Below are 18,239 nucleotides of genomic sequence, written 5' to 3'. Positions count from 1 at the left end.
TTGAAAAATTCTTTATGACAATATGTCAAATTATATAATACTTATTCATAGAAAAAAAGCAAGGTGTGCACATTGGTGAAAAGCACCTATTCATTAGCCTTTTGTCTATGCCCTTTTTTCCCTTGAGCTTATCATAAACAAACATTATGGGATAATGATGAGAAGAATATGTGAAATTGTGAAAAAAGCGTGTGATTGTTGACATGCCGCCTTTGTATCCCGTTATAATGACGTTGAGAGGATGTGGAAGACTTTGTCGTACACCATTTATTTAGTTGAAGATGAGCAGAATTTAAATGAACTGTTAACCAAATATTTAGAGAGTGAAAATTGGAATGTGTCCTCTTTTTTAACCGGAGAAGCGGCACGCGAAGCAATGAACAAGCCCCCGCATCTATGGATTTTAGATATTATGCTGCCTGATACAGACGGCTACACACTCATTAAAGAAATCAAAGCAGCCTCGCCTGACGTACCGGTCATTTTTATTTCGGCACGTGATGCAGATATTGATCGTGTGCTTGGCTTAGAACTCGGGAGCAGTGATTATATTGCGAAACCCTTTCTTCCACGCGAGCTGATCATCCGCGTGCAAAAGCTGCTGGAGCTTGTATATAAAAACAGTGACACACCGCAGCAAAGCGTCACACCCGTTTCTTCCTATATCATTCATGAGGACGTAAGAGAGGTGTATGAAGGAGATCAGCTGATTAACTTAACGTCTAAGGAATTTGATTTGTTGCTCTTATTTACCCATCATCAAGGACATGCCTTTTCCCGGGAAGATATCCTCGTCAAGATCTGGGGGCACGATTACTTCGGGACAGATCGTGTGGTCGATGATCTTGTCAGACGGCTGCGCAAAAAAATGCCTGACTTAAAAGTAGAGACCATTTATGGATTTGGCTATAGGATGCTAAAAGGATGAAGAACAAACCACTCGCTTTTCAAATTTGGGTTGTCATCTCTGGCATTTTACTCACCATCTCGATTGTCCTGATCATTTTATTTTCAAATACATTACGCAGCTTCTTTACGAATGAAATTTATAAAAACATCGAAAACGAGCAGCAAGTGTTAACAGAATACCCTCTGAATCGAGACGGCTCACCAAAGTCGACACCAGAAAACCGCTCGGTTCAGCACATTCTGATTCCGTCAGATGAATTAAATCAAATGGCTCAGTTTTTCCCGCATGCCTTTATTGAAAAAGTGCAGTCCTTTGTTAAAAAACAAAAAAGCGCAACAAAACGCTATTCTGAAGAAGTGAATGGTCAGCATATCTTTTTTGTGATCAAAAAAGTCTCAACAGGCAATACACAATATATTCTCTTGTCATATGCACCCGATTCTTATAGAGATGACTTGTCCTTTACACTGTTTAAACAGCTGATTTTCATCTTAGGAACGGTTATTTTACTAAGCTGGATTCCATCGATTTGGCTCGCCCGCTACTTATCACGTCCAATTGTCGCGTTTGAAAAGCACGTCAAGCGCATTGCACAAGAAGACTGGGACGATCCTGTGATTGTTGACCGGCAAGATGAAATTGGCAAACTGGGGCATACGATTGAAGAAATGAGACAAAAGCTCATTCAAAAGGATGAAACAGAACGAACGCTTTTGCAAAATATATCACACGACTTAAAAACACCTGTGATGGTCATCCGCGGTTATACGCAGTCTATTAAAGATGGAATTTTCCCTAAAGGAGATCTTGAACAAACGGTGGAAGTGATTGAAGGCGAAGCGGAAAAGCTTGAGAAGAAAATCAAAGATTTGCTGTATTTAACAAAGCTTGATTATTTATCAAAACAACATCCGGCGCATTCTCCCTTCCTTGTGAGTAATACAATGCTGGAAGTGGTTGACCGTTTACGCTGGTCGAAAAATGAATTGCAGTGGAACGTGGACTTAGATGATGAGGCTGCACTTGAAGGCGATCCAGAACAATGGAGCAAATTATTTGAAAATGTATTAGAAAATCAACTTCGCTACGCAAAAAATAAAATTGATATTCATATGAAGCAGGAAGAGGATCAAATTCGCATCGTCATTCGTAATGATGGCCCTCCAATTGAAGAACACATGCTATCCAGCCTATACGAACCTTTTAGTAAGGGAAAAAAGGGCGAATTCGGCATTGGATTAAGCATTGTCAAACGAATTCTTTCGATGCATCAAGCGTCCATATCAATTGAAAATGATGAACTAGGTGTACGCTATACGATCACTGTTCCAAAGAAGAGGCTGTAGGTTTTACACCGCAGTCTTTTTTTAGATGAATGAATACCCATTGAAATCACGGTATGTGGCTTTGATCTTCTTGCCAGCTTGATACATCCATTTCTTTTCAATGGTTGTCTCTTTCGGCATTTTGACTTTTTCTACTTGAATTCCTTTTGCTTTCAAGCGTCTAATCATATCATCAATTTCTCTCATGGAACATCATCCTTTCACATTTTTTGACCGGTTGGTCACCTTACTTTATAATATAAAGAATTACACTGTAAAAAACAAGTTACAATCTGATTAATTTTTGAAAAGTTTTGTCGTTTATGACCGATAAGTCACATCTCTTTGCGCACGTTTCCTAAGACATTTGTCGCTCGGTAAGAAAGGATGACATTCATATTGAAAAAGAAAGAAAAAATGATTATTGAGGCTGGTATGAAGTTATTTGCCAGCAAAGGCTATAATACAACGTCTGTTCAGGAAATTGCGGATGAATGCCACATGTCAAAGGGTGCGTTTTACCTTTATTTCAAATCGAAGGAAGCACTACTTATTTCGATCTTGCATTACTATTACGATAAGGTATTTACCCGGATTCATGAGGTTCAAACAGAGGGCGGCACACCAAAAGAGACCTACCGGAAACAGCTCACTGTCTATTACGATAATATTTTGCAGCAAAAAGATTTTATTAAAATGCAGCTAAGCGACAGGGCGCTCCCATTGAACGAAGAAACGCAACAGCTCGCAAAGCAAATTCGACTTGCGACGATTCAGTTGCACATTGATAACATTAAGCAAGTGTATGGAGATGCGGCCATTCCTTATATGGCTGATCTATGTTTAACGATTGAGGGCATGAGTCACGTTTACTTTGAGCTTGCCATTTTATATGATTTTCAGCTCGAAGCAGAGGAGCTTGCCGCAACAATGATTCACCGTATCGATGATCTAATGGGCGGTATGATGAAGCGCAATGACCATCCACTCATTTCTGTGGACCAAGCAAGCGACTGGTTTGGCCCGATTTATGAACGATCATTTGACCCGCTCACAGAATCTCTATTAAAAGAATTAAGAGAACTGGCAGAAGCACATTATGAAGTGAAAGACGAGCCAGATTTATTTGAAGCGCTTGGCATTTTAGAAAACGAGTTAAACAAACAAAAACCAAGACAAGTCATCGTCAAAGGCATGCTTTATCAATTGAAATTATACACACCGCTTCAGCCGGTCTCAGACTCCTTATTACGCATTCTAAAAGAAGATCATTTATAAAACCCAGGGCTTGGTTGCCCTGGGTTTTATTGTGACAAATAATCAAAATTCTTTTCTGTTATGTCAGGAAGTTTCCATAAAAAACCAGAGGCACAGAGGCCTCTGGTGTCTTATTTTGCTTTCGGTGTCACCATTTCTTCTGGTTTCACAAACTCTTCAAACTGCTCTTCTGTTAATAGCTCTAATTGAAGGGCAGCTTCTTTTAGTGTTAATCCTTCTTTGTGCGCAAGCTTCGCAATTTTCGCTGCATTTTCATATCCGATGTGCGGGTTGAGTGCCGTCACAAGCATCAATGAATTGTTTAGGTTTTTCTCGATTGTTTCTAGGTTTGGTTCAATTCCAATGGCACACTTGTCATGGAATGAGTTCATACCGTCAGCTAGCAATTCAACTGACTGCAAGAAGTTATAGATGATGACCGGCTTAAATACGTTCAGCTCGAAGTTTCCTTGGCTTGCGGCAAAACCGATTGTTGCATCATTCCCCATGATTTGAGCGGCAATCATTGTTAAAGCTTCACTTTGAGTTGGGTTGACTTTTCCTGGCATAATGGAGCTGCCTGGCTCATTTTCAGGAATGATCAATTCACCAATTCCGCAACGAGGACCACTTGCAAGCCATCTCACATCATTGGCAATTTTCATTAAGTCAGCTGCAAGTGCTTTAAGCGCACCGTGTGCATATGTGATTTCATCATGACTTGTCAGCGCATGGAATTTGTTTGGTGAAGAATTGAACGTTTGACCTGTTAACTGGCTGATTTCTTCTGCCACGTATTTACCAAACTCAGGATGTGCGTTAATTCCCGTACCAACAGCTGTTCCGCCAATGGCAAGTTCTCTCATTTTTTCAGTAGATTCTAAAATCATTTCTTTTGAACGATCAAGCATGTACACCCAGCCGCTAATCTCTTGGCCCACTGTAAGAGGTGTTGCATCTTGCAAATGCGTACGGCCAATTTTCACGATCTCTTGGTATGCTTTTGCTTTCTCATCAAGCGTCGCTCTTAACTGGTCAATCGCAGGCAATAGCTTTTTGTACACAGCTAAAACAGCTGCCACGTGCATAGCCGTTGGGAATGTATCATTTGAACTTTGGCTACGGTTCACATCATCATTCGGGTGAATGCTGAATTCACTATTTTTATCTTTCAAGTAAGCAGTTGCTCTATTTGCAACAACTTCGTTCATGTTCATGTTACTTTGTGTTCCACTTCCTGTTTGCCATACAACAAGCGGGAAATGCTCGTCATATTTTCCACTGATGATGTCATCACATACAGCAGCAATCGCTTCTGCTTTTTCACTTTCTAAGTTGCCTAGACGTTCGTTCGCAATCGCTGTGCTACGTTTCAAAATTGCAAACGCATTCACAACTTCCTTTGGCATTTTCTCAGAACCGATTTTGAAATTTTCTTTGCTTCGTTGTGTTTGTGCACCCCAGAACTTGTCCTGTGGCACCTTGATTTCGCCCATTGTGTCTTTTTCGATTCTAAATTCTGTCATTATGTATCCCTCCATAGCTTCATCACTCAACTCTATTCTATACAAAAAACGAAAATCCTTTAAGCGTTTTCAATTAAAATTTTATCTTTATTTTAATTTTAGTTCAATATAAACACGAACATCTTTGGAATATTTGTATTTTGGATTGGTTTTTCCGTAATCTTTTGACGTATAAGTCACCTCATAATGCTTGTCAAACGACTGTAGAATACGGTCGATCTCCTCTTTTGTTCCTGCTAAACGAATTTGCGCCATCTTCTCTTTCCTCCAACACCGTGATTCTTTCATATACCACAAAATAATGTAACACAGAATATTGTTTTTTCAAGCAGGTAATGCTAAGAAAAAGAAATTGAGGCGGGTGATCCTTTTGAATCAAACTCCATTGAAAGAGCACTTATACGATAATCTCTCTGTCATTCTCCCTCAGTTAAAGGACATGGATGATTTGATCCATGAGAAAAAAACATTGCCTCATGGACAGGTTGTTTATTATTTATACATTAAAGAAATGAACGAAGCGATGCAGATTCAAACCTTCTTAAAGCTGCTATTGCAAGATCATGCCTCTCTGACAAAAGAGAAGCTAGAATCCAATTTATCGATGATGACTACCCGTACGGTGAAAACCTCTGAAGAACTAGTAGATGCTATTTTTCAAGGACATTGTGTCGTACTGATTAATGGATTTCAGCATGCTTATATTTTAGAAACACACGGAACGAAGAAACGTAATTTAGGAGATGCTACATCTGAAACCGTCGTAAGAGGACCAAAAATTGGTTTCATTGAAGATATCAACACGAACTTAGCTCTCGTCAGACAGCGTTTGAAAAACCCTGATCTCAAAACAGTAGATATGAAAATCGGCGAAAAGAAATACACCCAAGTATCGATCATGTACATTGATGGTATCGTTGAGCCCTCTGTTTTAAAAGAGGTAAAAAAGCGTCTCAAACAAGTCACCATAGATGATATTCAAGACTCAGGCGTTCTTGAGGAGCTGATTGAAGACAATGTGTATTCTCCTTTTCCGCAAATTCAAAACACAGAACGGCCTGATAAAGTGGCATCTGCTTTAAACAATGGACGCGTCGCCATCTTTGTTGATCATTCACCTTTTATCTTAATTGTCCCTGCTTCCCTCGCGACGATTATGCAATCACCTGATGATTATTATGAAAGATGGGTCGCCGCCTCTCTGATTCGTTTGCTGCGTTTTACGTCCATCTTTCTCACATTGTTTTTATCAGCCATTTATATTGCCCTTGTGTCCTTCCATCAAGGTCTTTTGCCCACAACTTTAGCTATTTCCATCTCAAGCACACGTGAGAATGTCCCCTTTCCTCCTATTGTGGAAGCACTCATCATGGAAATGACCATTGAGCTGCTGCGAGAGGCTGGGTTAAGGCTTCCTAATCCACTTGGACAAACAATCGGACTTGTGGGCGGTGTTGTCATTGGGCAGGCAGCCGTACAAGCCCATATCGTCAGCTCCATTATGGTCATTATTGTCAGCGTCATTGCACTTGCATCCTTTACCTTTCCTCAATATGGAATGGGGATATCATTTCGTGTCCTTCGCTTTGTGTCCATGTTTACTGCAGCTGCATTCGGTTTATATGGACTTGTCCTGTTTATGCTCGTCTTACTCACTCATTTGACAAGACAAAAAAGCTTTGGCACCCCATATTTTTCACCAGATTTTGTGTTCAGTTATAAAAATGAGGACAATTCCATCATCAGATTGCCTTTGAAAAATCAAAAGAAAGGGGAACGACATGGTCAATCATAAAGAGTCGATCACAAGCTATCAGGCAAGTGCCATTATCGCCAATACCACACTAGGTGCAAGTATGATGATTCTGCCAAGATCAATGGCTCAAGCTGCGCCTACACCTGACGGCTGGATTGCACTCTTACTCATGAGTGTGATATACATTGTGTTCATTTTTGTCAATGTGCTCATGATGAAAAAGGTCTCCTTTTCTTCCTACTATGACTATACAAAAGAAGGACTTGGGAAATGGATTGGCTCACTTGCCAACCTGTTGATTATTATTTACTTTCTCGGCGTTGCCAGCTATGAAGTACGAGCCATGTCTGAGATGGTGAAATTCTTTCTACTTCAAAACACACCGGTAGCCGTGACGATGATCAGCTTTATTTTGGTTGGTTTTTACCTTGTGATTGGGGGGATTGGTGATTTTGCCCGGCTGTGCCCTTTTTTTCTGATTGTCACACTCATCATCTTATTTGTAGCCTACGGACTTAGTGTACAAGAGTTTAAGCTCGATAACCTACGGCCAGTTTTAGGAGAGGGCATTTCCCCTGTTTTCAATTCCTTGAATGCTTCGGCCATTTCGTTTGTCGGCATTGAAATGATGCTTTTCATGCCTGCCTATATGAATACACAAAAACACACTTTTGCATATGGCTCCATCGGCTTTTTGATTCCTGCGATCATCTATATTTTCACCTATATTCTTGTGGTTGGTGCGCTCACGGTGAAAGAAACGGCGACTCTGACGTGGCCGACCATTGCCTTATTTCAATCATTTGATATTCAGGGGATTTTTATTGAACGGATTGAATCCTTTTTGCTGATTGTTTGGCTTGTCCAGCTTTATACGAGCTTTGTAGGATATACGTTTTTTGCTACGATAGGAGTCATCAAATTGACTAAATTCCCTAAAAAAATCGCGCTCGCCTTGATGGGCATTGTGATCTTCTTTGCCGCTCTTTTCCCAAAAGATGTTGATACGGTCCGAGACTATTTAACCTACGTAAACAACTTGTTCTTTCTTCTATTTGGTATACTCCCGTTTCTTTTATTTATCATCGTATTTTTCAAAAGGAGGCGGAAAACAGCATGAAAAAGAAAGCGGTTCTTGCGCTCTTCTCACTGATTCTATTATGCGGGTGCTGGGATAGTACAAATATCGAGGAGCTCAACATGGCAATTGGATTTGCTGTAGATAAAGGAGATGACGGACATAAATTGAAGCTGTCTATGCAGGTGCTCGTTCCGCAAAAAATTGAGCAAGAATCAAGCGTGAAAGATCCGACGAAGATTATTGAGACAAGCGGTGATTCCATACACCAAATTTTTCGTACAACGGCCCTAAAAACACACCGCATTTTTGCTCAGCAGCTGAGGGTTTATTTGTTTTCTCAAGACCTTATCAATGAAAATAATTTCGATTTGGTCATCAATCAATTCATTCGGGACAATGAAACACGAAGAGGAAGCCTTGTCTTTATGGCTTCTGAGAAGCCTGGAGATATGCTGAAAATCAATGACGACGGCCAGCCTGCCGCTTCCACCTTATACGATATTTCTTCGAATACAAAAACGACCATTCGTATGTTCAAGCCCGTTTCCTTAGGAGATATTTCTTCTGCCATGCAAAACAACGTATCCTTTGCCATTCCGAAAGTCAGTGTCAGTCAGGGAAAATTAATGCTGGATGGTGCCTCGATTATTCAGAACAAACGATTTCTCACCAACATCTCTCCTTTAGCGGTGCAGTCCTACAACCTGCTGACTGGAGACGCTAAAGGCGGAGTGATTGAATTCCAATATGAACATAGCATTTATTCTTTTGAGATCTTTAAAATCAAACACAACATTGACACCCATAAAACAGCCAGTGGCAAATATGAATTTGATGTGTCAGTTGAACTCGATGGAAGATTGTCTGAAGATTGGAATGAACGAGAAAACGCATTTAATGAAAAATACCTCCAAGAAATTGAGAAAGTCGTGGCACATCGACTGGAGGAAAATGTGAAAGATTTTATCGGGGAATTACAGCATGAGATCAAAGCAGATATTTGTGGATTTTATCAAAAAGCGAGTATTGCCTATCCGAAGGAATTCCGAAAAGAAGCGAAACATTGGGATGACATTTTTAGTGAATCGGATATTCGTTACAAGGTAAATGTGAAAATCCGTGACTTCGGGACTAAGGGCGCAACACAATCCTTATAGAGTATGTTAAAATGGTAAGAAAAAAAGGGTGTCAATCATGAAACGAGCTTTACTTTCGGCCGGCATTCTATTTTTGATTCTAGGAATACTTCTGTTAGTCGTGGTATTCATGCAATCAAAAGAAGATTTCTTCATTGAAGCCGACAGCTTTTCAAGCACATTTTTGATCGTGATTTATTATGGACAAACCCCTGCGCTCCTTCTGATTGGAGGCGGTTTATTTGTTGGACTTTCACAGATCATTGATTTGCAAGAGAAAAAAGCGGCAGTGGCAAAGGAAAGCGTCAAACTGCTTTCCGAGATGAAGAAAACCCTGGAAGACAAATCGGCCGAGGAGCAGGAGGCTTTTCCAGTTCCTGAGCTCCATCAACTATCCGAACGTCCAATCACAGGACAGAAGGACTAATTTTGCGCATGTTCCAGCAGCTTTCATTTGAAAGCTGTTTTTTTATTGAATCAGCTTATGGCGATGTGCATACACGGCTGCTTGTGTGCGGTCTTCTACATCAAGCTTGGAAAGAATGTTAGTAATATGCGTCTTGACGGTTTTGATGGTAATAAACAATTCCTCAGCAATGACCTTATTCGATTTCCCATCGGCAATCAGCTTTAATATTTCCATCTCTCTTGCGGTTAACGAATCGTGCAGAATGGACCCATTTGATGAATGGCGGAGTTTGTTCATGACCTTTCCAGCTACTTTTGATTCAAGTCTTGGTTCGCCGATACTCGCAGACCTGATGGCATCAGCAATTTCTCCTGCTTTCGATGTTTTTAAAAGATAGCTTAATGCACCAGCCTCAATAACTGGATACACTTTATCATCATCAATAAAGCTCGTCAGTACAATAATCCGAGCATCCTCTATTTCTTGACAAATTCTTTTCGTTGCTTCGATGCCATCCATGCCTTCCATAACAAGGTCCATTAAAATCACGTCTGGCTTTAATTCAACCGCTAGTTCTACACCTTTTTGTCCATCTGACGCTTCACCGATGACTTCAATATCCGCCTGTGCCTCTAAAAAAGCAGCAAGACCCATTCTCACCATTTCGTGATCGTCAATTAAAAGCACTCGAATCATCGAACGTTCTCTCCTTTTCCTTCATCAAAAATGGGAACCTTCACATCAATTTGTGTGCCTTTTCCCTCAAATGACATAATCTCTGCGACACCGCCTACTTCACTTGTTCTTTCTCGTATCGATTCAAGTCCGTAGGAAGCAGTCTTCACATGATCTGTTTGAAAACCAATCCCGTTGTCGATAATTTTCAACTGAACTTGACGGTTCCGAATAAGCAGACGTACTGTCACCTTTGTCGCCTTTGCATGCCTAAACACATTGGAAAGGGCTTCTTGCACAATTCGGAACAGATGGTCCTCCACCCCTTTAGACAGCGGAGCATCATCTTCTATTTCCCAATCAATATCAATTGGCTGCTTTGCCTGAAATTCATTGAGTAGCTCAATCAAGCCTTTTTTCAAGTCTTTTCCTTCAAGGGTGATCGGTCTTAAATGCAGAAGGAGTGCACGCATCTCATTTTGTGCATCGCCAGCCATTCGTTCCACAAGACGCATTTGCTTTAAAATCTTTTCATCCTTTTCCTTCATCCCCTCAAGAATCGCAGACGTCATCATCGAAATGGCGAATAGCTGCTGGCTGACTGCATCATGCAGCTCACGCGCTAGACGCTGACGCTCTTCTGAGACAACCGATTTTTTCATTTGAACCTGCCATTCAGCTCGCTCATTTGAAAGCTTTTGTAAGGAGGCTACTTGCCCTTCCACTCGTTTCGCCATTTCATTTAATTGATCTGCCGCCAAACCAATTTCATCATCACCTAGAGAAGGCAGTCTATAGGCAAAATTCCCATTTTCAAACTTCAAAATCGACTCTACAAGCTGATCCAGCCGCTTCTTATGCTGATAGCCAAACACATGCCCCGCTGATACACCAATGGCGAGACTAATAATGAGTAAAATACAAAAAAACGGGATGCCGAACCACCGCGTAGACAGCAAAATCATGGGATCAAGCTGGTAATAAAAAAACATCGGGAGTGTCGTCATGATGACAACACCAAGCGAGATACCGACTGCAAGACGAACAGATTGCCACTGGATGCCTAAATGCAGTTTCCTCATAAGTACCTCACATCCACATCCCCTATCAGGAGAGAAATGGAGATTTTCACTTTTCGCTTGCTCTCATCATAATCATTTGTCATGACATACACTTTACTGCCGAACCCGCTTCTTTTTTCATCAATGATTTTCATATCACCAATCGCCGCCGAAGCACTCACACACACTTCAATATCCTGCGGTACATAAATATCGACATCTCCGATGAGTCCACTAATGACGATCGTACTCTCTTCCTCAGCAATAATCGCCTTTGATAAGTCGATTTTGACATCGCCAATAAAACCTGAAATGGTCAAATCACTTAATTGAAATGGTTTTTTCATCAGCCTGACTTCACCGATAAAGAAATCATGTTCTTTGCGCGGCTTTGCCTGGCTTTTTGTTTTCTTCTGATCGCCCTCTTTTTCAAGATTGACTTTCAGTGAAGGCTTTCCATCGTCTGATGAATCCTTTTTATCGACATCAAAAACAGGTTTGTTTTTCAATAAACGATAGCCCGCATAGATCAAAAAGGCAGCAAATAAATACCCAGTCAAACTAAACGTGATATTTAGTAGAAATTTCAAGAAGAGAAAGCCTGCAAAAATATAGGAAACCGAACCGAGCCAACGTTTAGATCGAGAGTGCAGCCAATAACCAAATAGAGCAAAAAACACTGGCCAAAATAGGTCTGCCCCAATCCCAATAATTTTGAGAAAAAGATTAATACCAAAAATCACCACAATGATGCCTAAAATTTGATTTCTAGAAAAACGCAGTTGACTCGCCTCCTTCCTTTTTTCGTTTGTTTACCGCAATTTTAAGTTTCCGCTTGTCATCTCAATATCGACTAAGTGTGTCCCTTTCCCATGCGTGCCTGTAAAACCTCGGCCTTCACTATCCGCTTGGTCAAAATCATACGAATGATCAATACGTCCACTCGTTTTTTTCACTTGAACTTTGAAATCTCCCTCATCTGGCAAGTTCAATTTCGCACTGCCTGATGTCATGTGAAAGTCGACTGGTGAATCAATTGTATCAAAGCTTGCTGTCAGCCTGCCGCTTGTCATGCCTAATTGCAGCTTTCCTTTTACATCTTGAATATCAGCACGACCAGAAGTGGCACCAATATCACTTTCCTTCGCATCAATATGAGACACTGAGAGTCTGCCAGAAGTCGCCTTGATTTCCACTCGATTTGCTGAGAAGTTTTCAGCTGTGAGATTTCCGCTCGTTGATTTGAGCGTCACATCTTGAAGAGACAGCTTTCCTTCGCCATTTACTTCGCTCACGCCGATTCCACCTGTTATTTTCACATCTTTATGATAATCTGTTGGAATTTTGACTAAGAGTTCTCCTTTTTCAAATGCAGAGAAAAACAAAAATCCTTTATTTTCAGCACGGACTTTGAATGTTCCGCCTGTTTGTTCAGCATACATTTTCCCTTTTCCATTCACAACCATCACAGAAATATCCGAACGATCTTCCGGCTCCACCTTGATGCGAAATCCAGAAAGAGAGATATCTAATTGTTCAACCTCATCCTTTTTCGCTGAAGCTGTTGTGACCGCTTTATCACGAGAAAAGCTCAAATGAAAGAGATCTCCATTTTTGAAAAGCATCCCAATCATCAAAAAAACACCAACAAGTATACAAATTAGACCAATGAACCGTTTCATTTATATCATCCCTTTATCCTTTGACCTTTTTATTATAAGGAAAAGCGAAACAGAAAGAAATCAAATAACGGAAGAAAAATCCTGTTTTTCTTCCGTTTTGACACATTTCCATTAGTTTGCCGGCTGTTTCTCAAGCTGCTTTGATCGTTGAAGCTTTTGCCATTCCTTTTCAACCTCATCAGCGTAATCAAGATGAGCATATGCACCCTGATCGGCAAATTGTGCATAGCTGCCCGCTTTTGTCTCCATTTCCTCTATACGGTTCTCCATGCGTAGAAATTCTTTATAAGCACTTTCACTATCAACCTTATTCATAGATTCATTCATATGCTGCTTTGCCTGTGCGGCATTGGCTCTTGCAATCAGCGCTTGCTTCTTGTCTTTAACATCACGCAGCTTTGTTTCTAGATGCTGCAACTGTTCTTTCAGCTCTTTCAGCTGTTTAACAGATTGCTGATAGGCTTCTTGATATTCGTTGTGCTTTTCTTCAAAATACTTCATTTCAGTCAGTGCTTTCCGTGCAAGTTCTTCTTCTCCTGCATGAAACGCCAGCTCCGCCTGTTTCTTTCGCTTATCAGCAAATTCTTCTGTTTCTTCTGCTTTTCTCAAGAAACCTTGCTGAATGGTTTGCTGTTTAATGATCGCATGCTTCGCTTTAGCAATATCGTCCTCCATATCACGAACATATTGATTCAGCATGACACGCGGATTCTCCAATTTATCTAAGCCTTCATTGACTGTTGCAACAAACATATCACGTACTCTTCTTAATACCATTTCATATTCCTCCCTTTATTTTTTCTTTAAAAAGTCTTCCCATTCTTGATCAAATGACGTGTGCATAGATTCTTTCATGTTCGGTGCTGTGTTTGGCTCCATATATGTTGTTCTGCCGGATGATTCCTTTGCAGATTCACCATTGATCATCTTCCAGCCAAAGTAGAGAAGTACTCCAGCAAATGCGATTCCGAGTAAAAATGGCAGCGACTGTGCGACAAGCAATACACCGATAATAGAGAGTATGACCCCTGTTGTTTTACTGCCCTTATCATATTTTTTGACACCTACATAAATGAGCCACGCCCCAATCAAAGTCGGGATCAGCCCGCCCAATGAACCACCAAAGAAGATGGATAAACCGATAAACATCAGGATTGAACCGATGATGGTTTTACTTGTGATTTTCATCTTCATGCCTCCTTTCTTGCTCCTTGCTTTCACTATAGTCAAAAAAGGAAGCCGACAAAACGTGTCGTAGATTGATCTTTGATTGCGACCAGAGTCGTAACATGGCTCAGACTGAGCGGTTGAATCTATAGAAAAAGCACTCTTCGACTTAGAAGAGTGCTTTTCCTCATTTAGAACGAAACACATCTGCACTTCGTTCATATTCAACATCTGCTTCACCGAGCCGATGATTCACAATACGGGCGGCAGCAAATAAATAGTCGGATAGACGGTTCACATATGTGAGCATAACTGCTGGAATTTCCTCCTGCTTTGCGAGTGTCACAATATGCCGCTCGGCTCTCCTGACAACTGTTCGAGCCACATGTAAAAGGGCAGCGCCTTCCTGGCCGCCAGGTAAAATAAATTTAGTCAGCGGTGCGGCTTCTTCTACATACACGTCCATTCGCTTTTCAAGGACTGTGACAGATTCTTCTTTTAACTTGCCTTCTTTCGGTGGTTTCACCGTTGCCAAATCACCGCCGCAGTCAAACAGTTCATGCTGAATGACCATCAGCTCAGATAGAATATCTTGAAACAATTCGCCATGCTGCCTTAAGTTTGCATGGGCTAGTCCAATCAAACTATTCCCCTCATCTAATGTACCGTACGCTTCTACTCTTGCGTCATCTTTATCAGCCCGCCCGCCAATCAAGCCTGTTTGACCTTCATCTCCGGTTTTTGTATAAAGTTTCATTGAGGTTCCCCCTTATCCATTGCTTGTTCCTTTTAGTATACCCTGAAGTGGAAAAGATGTATTTGTTTTATTATGAAACACTTTTATTCAAAATCTCTTCATTTCTACTTTATATGTTGAATGATGAAACATCACATTTTATAATAAATGAAAGCGCTTTTTAATTATGACTGATGGGTGGGATGATAGATGACTTTACAAAACAAAGTAGCAATCATTACAGGTGCAAGCAGAGGAATTGGCCGCGCCATTGCGGAGGCATTTGTCTCTGAAGGAGCTAAAGTGGTGCTGAACGGAACGAATGAAGTGCTATTGCAAGACGTTTGCTCCTCTCTGAATAAAGAAGAGACACGCGCTGTTTCTGTCACTGGTGATGCTAGTTTACCAGCGACAGCTGCCTCCCTCGTTGAGAAGGCAAAAAACCATTTCGGACAGATTGATATATTGGTCAACAATGCTGGGGTCAATTTGCGGAAATCAACAGTCGATACATCTGTTGATGAATGGAAAAGACTAATTGATATTAATTTGACGGGTACGTTTCTCATGTGTCAAGCAGTCATTCCTGACATGATCAAACAGCAAGGCGGGAAGATTGTCAACATGAGTTCAACTACTGGCAAAACCCCTCATCACAATGCATCACCCGCTTACGGCGTTTCAAAGGCAGGTATCAATTACTTAACGATGCATCTTGCCAAAGAATTAGCAGCACATCACATTCATGTAAATGCTGTCTGTCCTGGGCCAATTGAGACAGACATGAGCAAACAGTGGAGTGATGAATACCGTAGATCTGTTTTAGAAAGAATTCCTCTGAAAACAATTGGAACACCGCAGCAAGTCGCAAACGCCGTTACCTTTTTAGCCTCTGATCAGTCAGATTTCATCACAGGAGAAACCATCAATATGAATGGCGGAACGTATATGAACTAAATAAAGAGCCTCCATAGGAAGGCTCTCAGATTGTTGACAAAGGGTTAAAATGAACTTTATTTTAACCCTTTGTCTTCTTTTCAGCGTGATAGAAAACCTTTGCAGCCCTAGGAAGGACGAGCATCGGCGCGGAGCGAATTTGACATTCGTGAGCACCGAAGCGCAGGACTGACACCGAATGCGAGGGTTTGTCTACACGCTGAGAGCCTCCATTGGAAGGCTCTTTCTCTTTTACTATCGGTTCTCTCTCGTACCAGAAAGCATGATTGCCTGCCGAATGGCTTCTTCCATACTCGCAGAATCAGCCTTTCCTGTTCCTGCAATATCAAATGCCGTCCCATGATCGACACTTGTACGAATTATAGGCAATCCAACTGTAATGTTCACGCCTGATTCTAAGCCAAGCACCTTGATTGGTCCATGCCCTTGATCATGATACATCGCCACAACGATATCAAAGTCGCCTCTTGTCGCCCTAAAGAACAGTGTATCAGCTGGTAGCGGGCCAAATACTTGAATCCCTTCATCCTGTGCTCGTTCTACCGCTGGAATGATCTTCTCCTCTTCTTCGCCGTTTCCAAACAGACCATTCTCCCCGGCATGCGGATTAATCCCGCACACAGCAATTCTAGGTGCAGGGATACCAGATCGAACGAGGGTATCATGAGCCAGTTTAATCGTTGTGTATACACGCTCAGGGCTGATTTTTAAGATGGCATCCATTAATCCGATATGTGTCGTCACATGCACCACTTTTAAATTAGGAGCTGCCAGCATCATGGCATAATCGTCCGTACCCGTCAGGTCAGCTAAAATTTCTGTATGCCCTGGATACATATGACCAGCCTTATGAAGTGCTTCCTTGTTCAACGGTGCTGTACAAATGCCGTCAATTCTAAGGTCATTCGCAAGTGTAATGGCTTTTTCAAGATATCGAAAAGCAGCATTCCCTGCTTCTTTTGAAATCTCTCCTACTGGAATATCGCTTGTTAATAGATGAAGATCAAGACAAGGAACGGCACCAGCTTTTACTTGTTCCGCTTCCTCCGGTTCTTTAATACTGACAATCTCCACATGTGTATTCACAAAATCTTTCGCCCTATTTAATATATGGGTGTCTCCAATGACAAATAGAACGGCTTCTTCATGTAAACGGCTTTGCTGGAAGGCTTTTAAAATAATTTCAGGACCAACCCCAGAAGCATCTCCCATCGTTACAGCAATGATTGGTTTTGCCATTCGTCTACCCCCTCTATGTTTTTCAACACTTCAACCGCATGGAGCACAGAATTTTTTTGACCATATGCCCCTGCTTTTGTGACCGCATATACACTCGTATCAACGAGCCGCCCAAGCGGGATGCCGGGTTCAATTTCTTTCAACAGCTGAATCCCGCCTGCTCCAAGCTCATGGCATATCGCACGCGCCGTATCTCCACCAGTTAAAAAAAGGCGTTTCACCCCTGTTAATTCAACAATGTCTTTTGTGATCTTACCAAGACAGACAGATAAGGTACTTCCTACTTCTTGTCTTGTCATGCCATTCGCTTCACCGTATGCCAACATCTGTTCAACCATTTCTGGCCTTGCGTCTGTATAAAGGAGAATATCTTCATCCTGACGCATGAGCAGCTGATCCATGACTGATTTCCTTTCCCATGCTTCACGGCCGTTTAATACATTCAACGGGTTCACTTTCACATCGAGACATTTGTGCTTTTCTCTTAAAAAAGCAAACTGCTCATTTGTTTTTTGAGAAGCACTTCCTGAAACGATGAGAACAGATTCATGCTTTTTTGCATGAGAAAGATTGCGGTGTTTCGCAACATAGGATGATAATGCGCCAGCGAGTCCAGCTGACCCGACCCAAAGCACTCTTTGATTGATCTTCATAAACAAATCAACGATCTGTGTTAAATCATGGTTCGTTTCTGCATCACACACAAACCATTGATGACCATGTTTTAATAAAGATGAAACGTCATGACTCGTTTCGTTTAGCTCTGAATAGACCGCTTGCTGCGAAAGATGTTTTGGCTTGATGTTTGTCTGCTCTTCAATTAAGTCTGAAATACTGGATGTCAGGACAGGCGTTTTTGGGTCCTTCGCTGCTTCTGATAGATGAACAGGCACACCCTCCACATAATGAATCCCATAGGCCGTAGATCTATTCGCATCGGGGTAAGCGGGGGCAATGACTGCCGCATCAAACCGGCCAAGATCCATTAGTGCCTGAAGCTCTACTCCTATATTTCCTCTTAACGTTGAATCTATTTTTTTAAAGAAAAGGTGCGAATCTCCTTGTAGAAACGGCTGAACCACTTGACTGACCTCATTATACGCTCTTTCAGAAGACATACTTCGTGAGTCTGTATCGACAATCAGTACATCTTCCTCCTTGTACTGGCTCATATCCTCAAATGACGGCTGGAACAGCACAGAGGCTTTTAAACCGGCCTTCACAAATTGAACACCTGTATCACTTGCGCCTGTTAAATCATCAGCCACAATGATCACCTTTTGCTCTAAGTTCGCTCCTTTTTTTAATAGATCGTTTGTCAT

General features: G+C 41.4%; 20 protein-coding genes. 8 read left to right on the top strand and 12 right to left on the bottom strand.

The features are described 5' to 3' along the window. The first annotated feature begins 253 nt into the window (after nucleotides 1-253). Together EBQ12_RS08325 and EBQ12_RS08320 are read left to right on the top strand one after the other, a co-directional pair. The gene (locus tag EBQ12_RS08325; RefSeq protein WP_017359278.1) at nucleotides 254-928 is read left to right on the top strand and encodes a response regulator transcription factor; all 675 of its coding nucleotides are present in this window, start codon (nucleotides 254-256) and stop codon (nucleotides 926-928) included. Then, nucleotides 925-2,256: a HAMP domain-containing sensor histidine kinase gene (locus tag EBQ12_RS08320; RefSeq protein WP_065461027.1), complete on the top strand. Its 1,332-nt coding sequence runs from the start codon at nucleotides 925-927 to the stop codon at nucleotides 2,254-2,256. Before EBQ12_RS08325 ends, EBQ12_RS08320 begins: the two co-directional genes overlap by 4 nt. A gap of 21 nt (nucleotides 2,257-2,277) precedes the next feature. Here the strand turns inward: EBQ12_RS08320 and spxO are convergent, their stop codons facing one another. Continuing rightward, a complete protein-coding gene (gene spxO, locus EBQ12_RS19335) occupies nucleotides 2,278-2,442 on the bottom strand; it encodes an anti-adapter protein SpxO (RefSeq protein WP_008347070.1) in 165 nt (54 codons plus the stop codon). 192 nt (nucleotides 2,443-2,634) lie between these two features. On the opposite strand from spxO, the gene EBQ12_RS08315 reads away from it, so the two are divergent. Next, the gene (locus tag EBQ12_RS08315; RefSeq protein ID WP_041091874.1) at nucleotides 2,635-3,513 is read left to right on the top strand and encodes a TetR/AcrR family transcriptional regulator; all 879 of its coding nucleotides are present in this window, start codon (nucleotides 2,635-2,637) and stop codon (nucleotides 3,511-3,513) included. Between the two features lie 110 nt (nucleotides 3,514-3,623). On the opposite strand, the gene fumC is transcribed toward EBQ12_RS08315, so the two are convergent. Next, nucleotides 3,624-5,018, bottom strand: coding sequence for a class II fumarate hydratase (gene fumC / locus EBQ12_RS08310; RefSeq protein ID WP_008347076.1), 1,395 nt, complete (start codon nucleotides 5,016-5,018; stop codon nucleotides 3,624-3,626). Between the two features lie 87 nt (nucleotides 5,019-5,105). Next, the gene (locus EBQ12_RS08305) at nucleotides 5,106-5,273 is read right to left on the bottom strand and encodes a YvzF family protein (protein WP_003213147.1); all 168 of its coding nucleotides are present in this window, start codon (nucleotides 5,271-5,273) and stop codon (nucleotides 5,106-5,108) included. A gap of 115 nt (nucleotides 5,274-5,388) precedes the next feature. On the opposite strand from EBQ12_RS08305, the gene EBQ12_RS08300 reads away from it, so the two are divergent. Genes EBQ12_RS08300 through EBQ12_RS08285 form a run of 4 tightly spaced genes read left to right on the top strand, consistent with a single transcriptional unit; the run spans nucleotide 5,389 to nucleotide 9,418 of the window. Beyond that, nucleotides 5,389-6,813 (top strand): spore germination protein, encoded by a 1,425-nt coding sequence (locus EBQ12_RS08300; RefSeq protein ID WP_060781388.1) that lies wholly within the window; start codon nucleotides 5,389-5,391, stop codon nucleotides 6,811-6,813. Beyond that, the gene (locus EBQ12_RS08295; RefSeq protein ID WP_008347081.1) at nucleotides 6,800-7,894 is read left to right on the top strand and encodes a GerAB/ArcD/ProY family transporter; all 1,095 of its coding nucleotides are present in this window, start codon (nucleotides 6,800-6,802) and stop codon (nucleotides 7,892-7,894) included. The genes EBQ12_RS08300 and EBQ12_RS08295 overlap by 14 nt, the downstream gene beginning before the upstream one ends. After that, on the top strand, nucleotides 7,891-9,012 hold the full coding sequence (locus EBQ12_RS08290; protein ID WP_060781390.1) for a Ger(x)C family spore germination protein: 1,122 nt from the start codon (nucleotides 7,891-7,893) through the stop codon (nucleotides 9,010-9,012). The genes EBQ12_RS08295 and EBQ12_RS08290 overlap by 4 nt, the downstream gene beginning before the upstream one ends. 37 nt (nucleotides 9,013-9,049) lie before the next feature. Then, a complete protein-coding gene (locus tag EBQ12_RS08285; RefSeq protein ID WP_007500307.1) occupies nucleotides 9,050-9,418 on the top strand; it encodes a hypothetical protein in 369 nt (122 codons plus the stop codon). Nucleotides 9,419-9,460: 42 nt separating this feature from the next. On the opposite strand, the gene liaR is transcribed toward EBQ12_RS08285, so the two are convergent. The 7 genes from liaR to EBQ12_RS08250 form a co-directional block, all read right to left on the bottom strand. Continuing rightward, nucleotides 9,461-10,096 carry a two-component system response regulator LiaR gene (gene liaR / locus EBQ12_RS08280; protein WP_007500305.1) on the bottom strand — a complete coding sequence of 212 codons (636 nt, stop codon included), beginning with the start codon at nucleotides 10,094-10,096 and terminating at the stop codon, nucleotides 9,461-9,463. Next, nucleotides 10,093-11,157 carry a two-component system sensor histidine kinase LiaS gene (gene liaS, locus EBQ12_RS08275; RefSeq protein WP_007500303.1) on the bottom strand — a complete coding sequence of 355 codons (1,065 nt, stop codon included), beginning with the start codon at nucleotides 11,155-11,157 and terminating at the stop codon, nucleotides 10,093-10,095. Before liaS ends, liaR begins: the two co-directional genes overlap by 4 nt. After that, nucleotides 11,154-11,918 carry a cell wall-active antibiotics response protein LiaF gene (liaF, locus tag EBQ12_RS08270; RefSeq protein WP_035389364.1) on the bottom strand — a complete coding sequence of 255 codons (765 nt, stop codon included), beginning with the start codon at nucleotides 11,916-11,918 and terminating at the stop codon, nucleotides 11,154-11,156. The genes liaS and liaF overlap by 4 nt, the downstream gene beginning before the upstream one ends. Before the next feature lie 30 nt (nucleotides 11,919-11,948). After that, the gene (liaG, locus tag EBQ12_RS08265; protein ID WP_046527522.1) at nucleotides 11,949-12,818 is read right to left on the bottom strand and encodes a LiaG family protein; all 870 of its coding nucleotides are present in this window, start codon (nucleotides 12,816-12,818) and stop codon (nucleotides 11,949-11,951) included. Between the two features lie 111 nt (nucleotides 12,819-12,929). Further along, nucleotides 12,930-13,595 (bottom strand): stress responsive protein LiaH, encoded by a 666-nt coding sequence (liaH, locus tag EBQ12_RS08260; RefSeq protein WP_060832637.1) that lies wholly within the window; start codon nucleotides 13,593-13,595, stop codon nucleotides 12,930-12,932. 15 nt (nucleotides 13,596-13,610) lie between these two features. After that, complete coding sequence (locus tag EBQ12_RS08255) at nucleotides 13,611-14,006, bottom strand: hypothetical protein (protein ID WP_041091879.1); 396 nt, start codon at nucleotides 14,004-14,006, stop codon at nucleotides 13,611-13,613. 166 nt (nucleotides 14,007-14,172) lie between these two features. Beyond that, nucleotides 14,173-14,742, bottom strand: coding sequence for a cob(I)yrinic acid a,c-diamide adenosyltransferase (locus EBQ12_RS08250; RefSeq protein ID WP_125589684.1), 570 nt, complete (start codon nucleotides 14,740-14,742; stop codon nucleotides 14,173-14,175). Nucleotides 14,743-14,931: 189 nt separating this feature from the next. Here EBQ12_RS08250 and EBQ12_RS08245 point away from each other — a divergent pair, with 189 nt between their 5' ends. After that, the gene (locus tag EBQ12_RS08245; protein WP_125589682.1) at nucleotides 14,932-15,678 is read left to right on the top strand and encodes an SDR family NAD(P)-dependent oxidoreductase; all 747 of its coding nucleotides are present in this window, start codon (nucleotides 14,932-14,934) and stop codon (nucleotides 15,676-15,678) included. Between the two features lie 234 nt (nucleotides 15,679-15,912). Here the strand turns inward: EBQ12_RS08245 and pdxA are convergent, their stop codons facing one another. Next, nucleotides 15,913-16,917, bottom strand: a complete 1,005-nt coding sequence (gene pdxA / locus EBQ12_RS08240) for a 4-hydroxythreonine-4-phosphate dehydrogenase PdxA (protein ID WP_125589681.1) — start codon at nucleotides 16,915-16,917, stop codon at nucleotides 15,913-15,915. Then, nucleotides 16,893-18,239, bottom strand: coding sequence for a four-carbon acid sugar kinase family protein (locus EBQ12_RS08235; RefSeq protein ID WP_125589678.1), 1,347 nt, complete (start codon nucleotides 18,237-18,239; stop codon nucleotides 16,893-16,895). Before EBQ12_RS08235 ends, pdxA begins: the two co-directional genes overlap by 25 nt.

It is taken from the genome of Bacillus sp. 2B09 (genome assembly GCF_003946835.1).
GTDB lineage: Bacteria > Bacillota > Bacilli > Bacillales > Bacillaceae > Bacillus > Bacillus altitudinis.
Note: the sequence above shows the minus strand (reverse complement) of the source record. Positions and strands in the feature narration are given on the sequence as shown.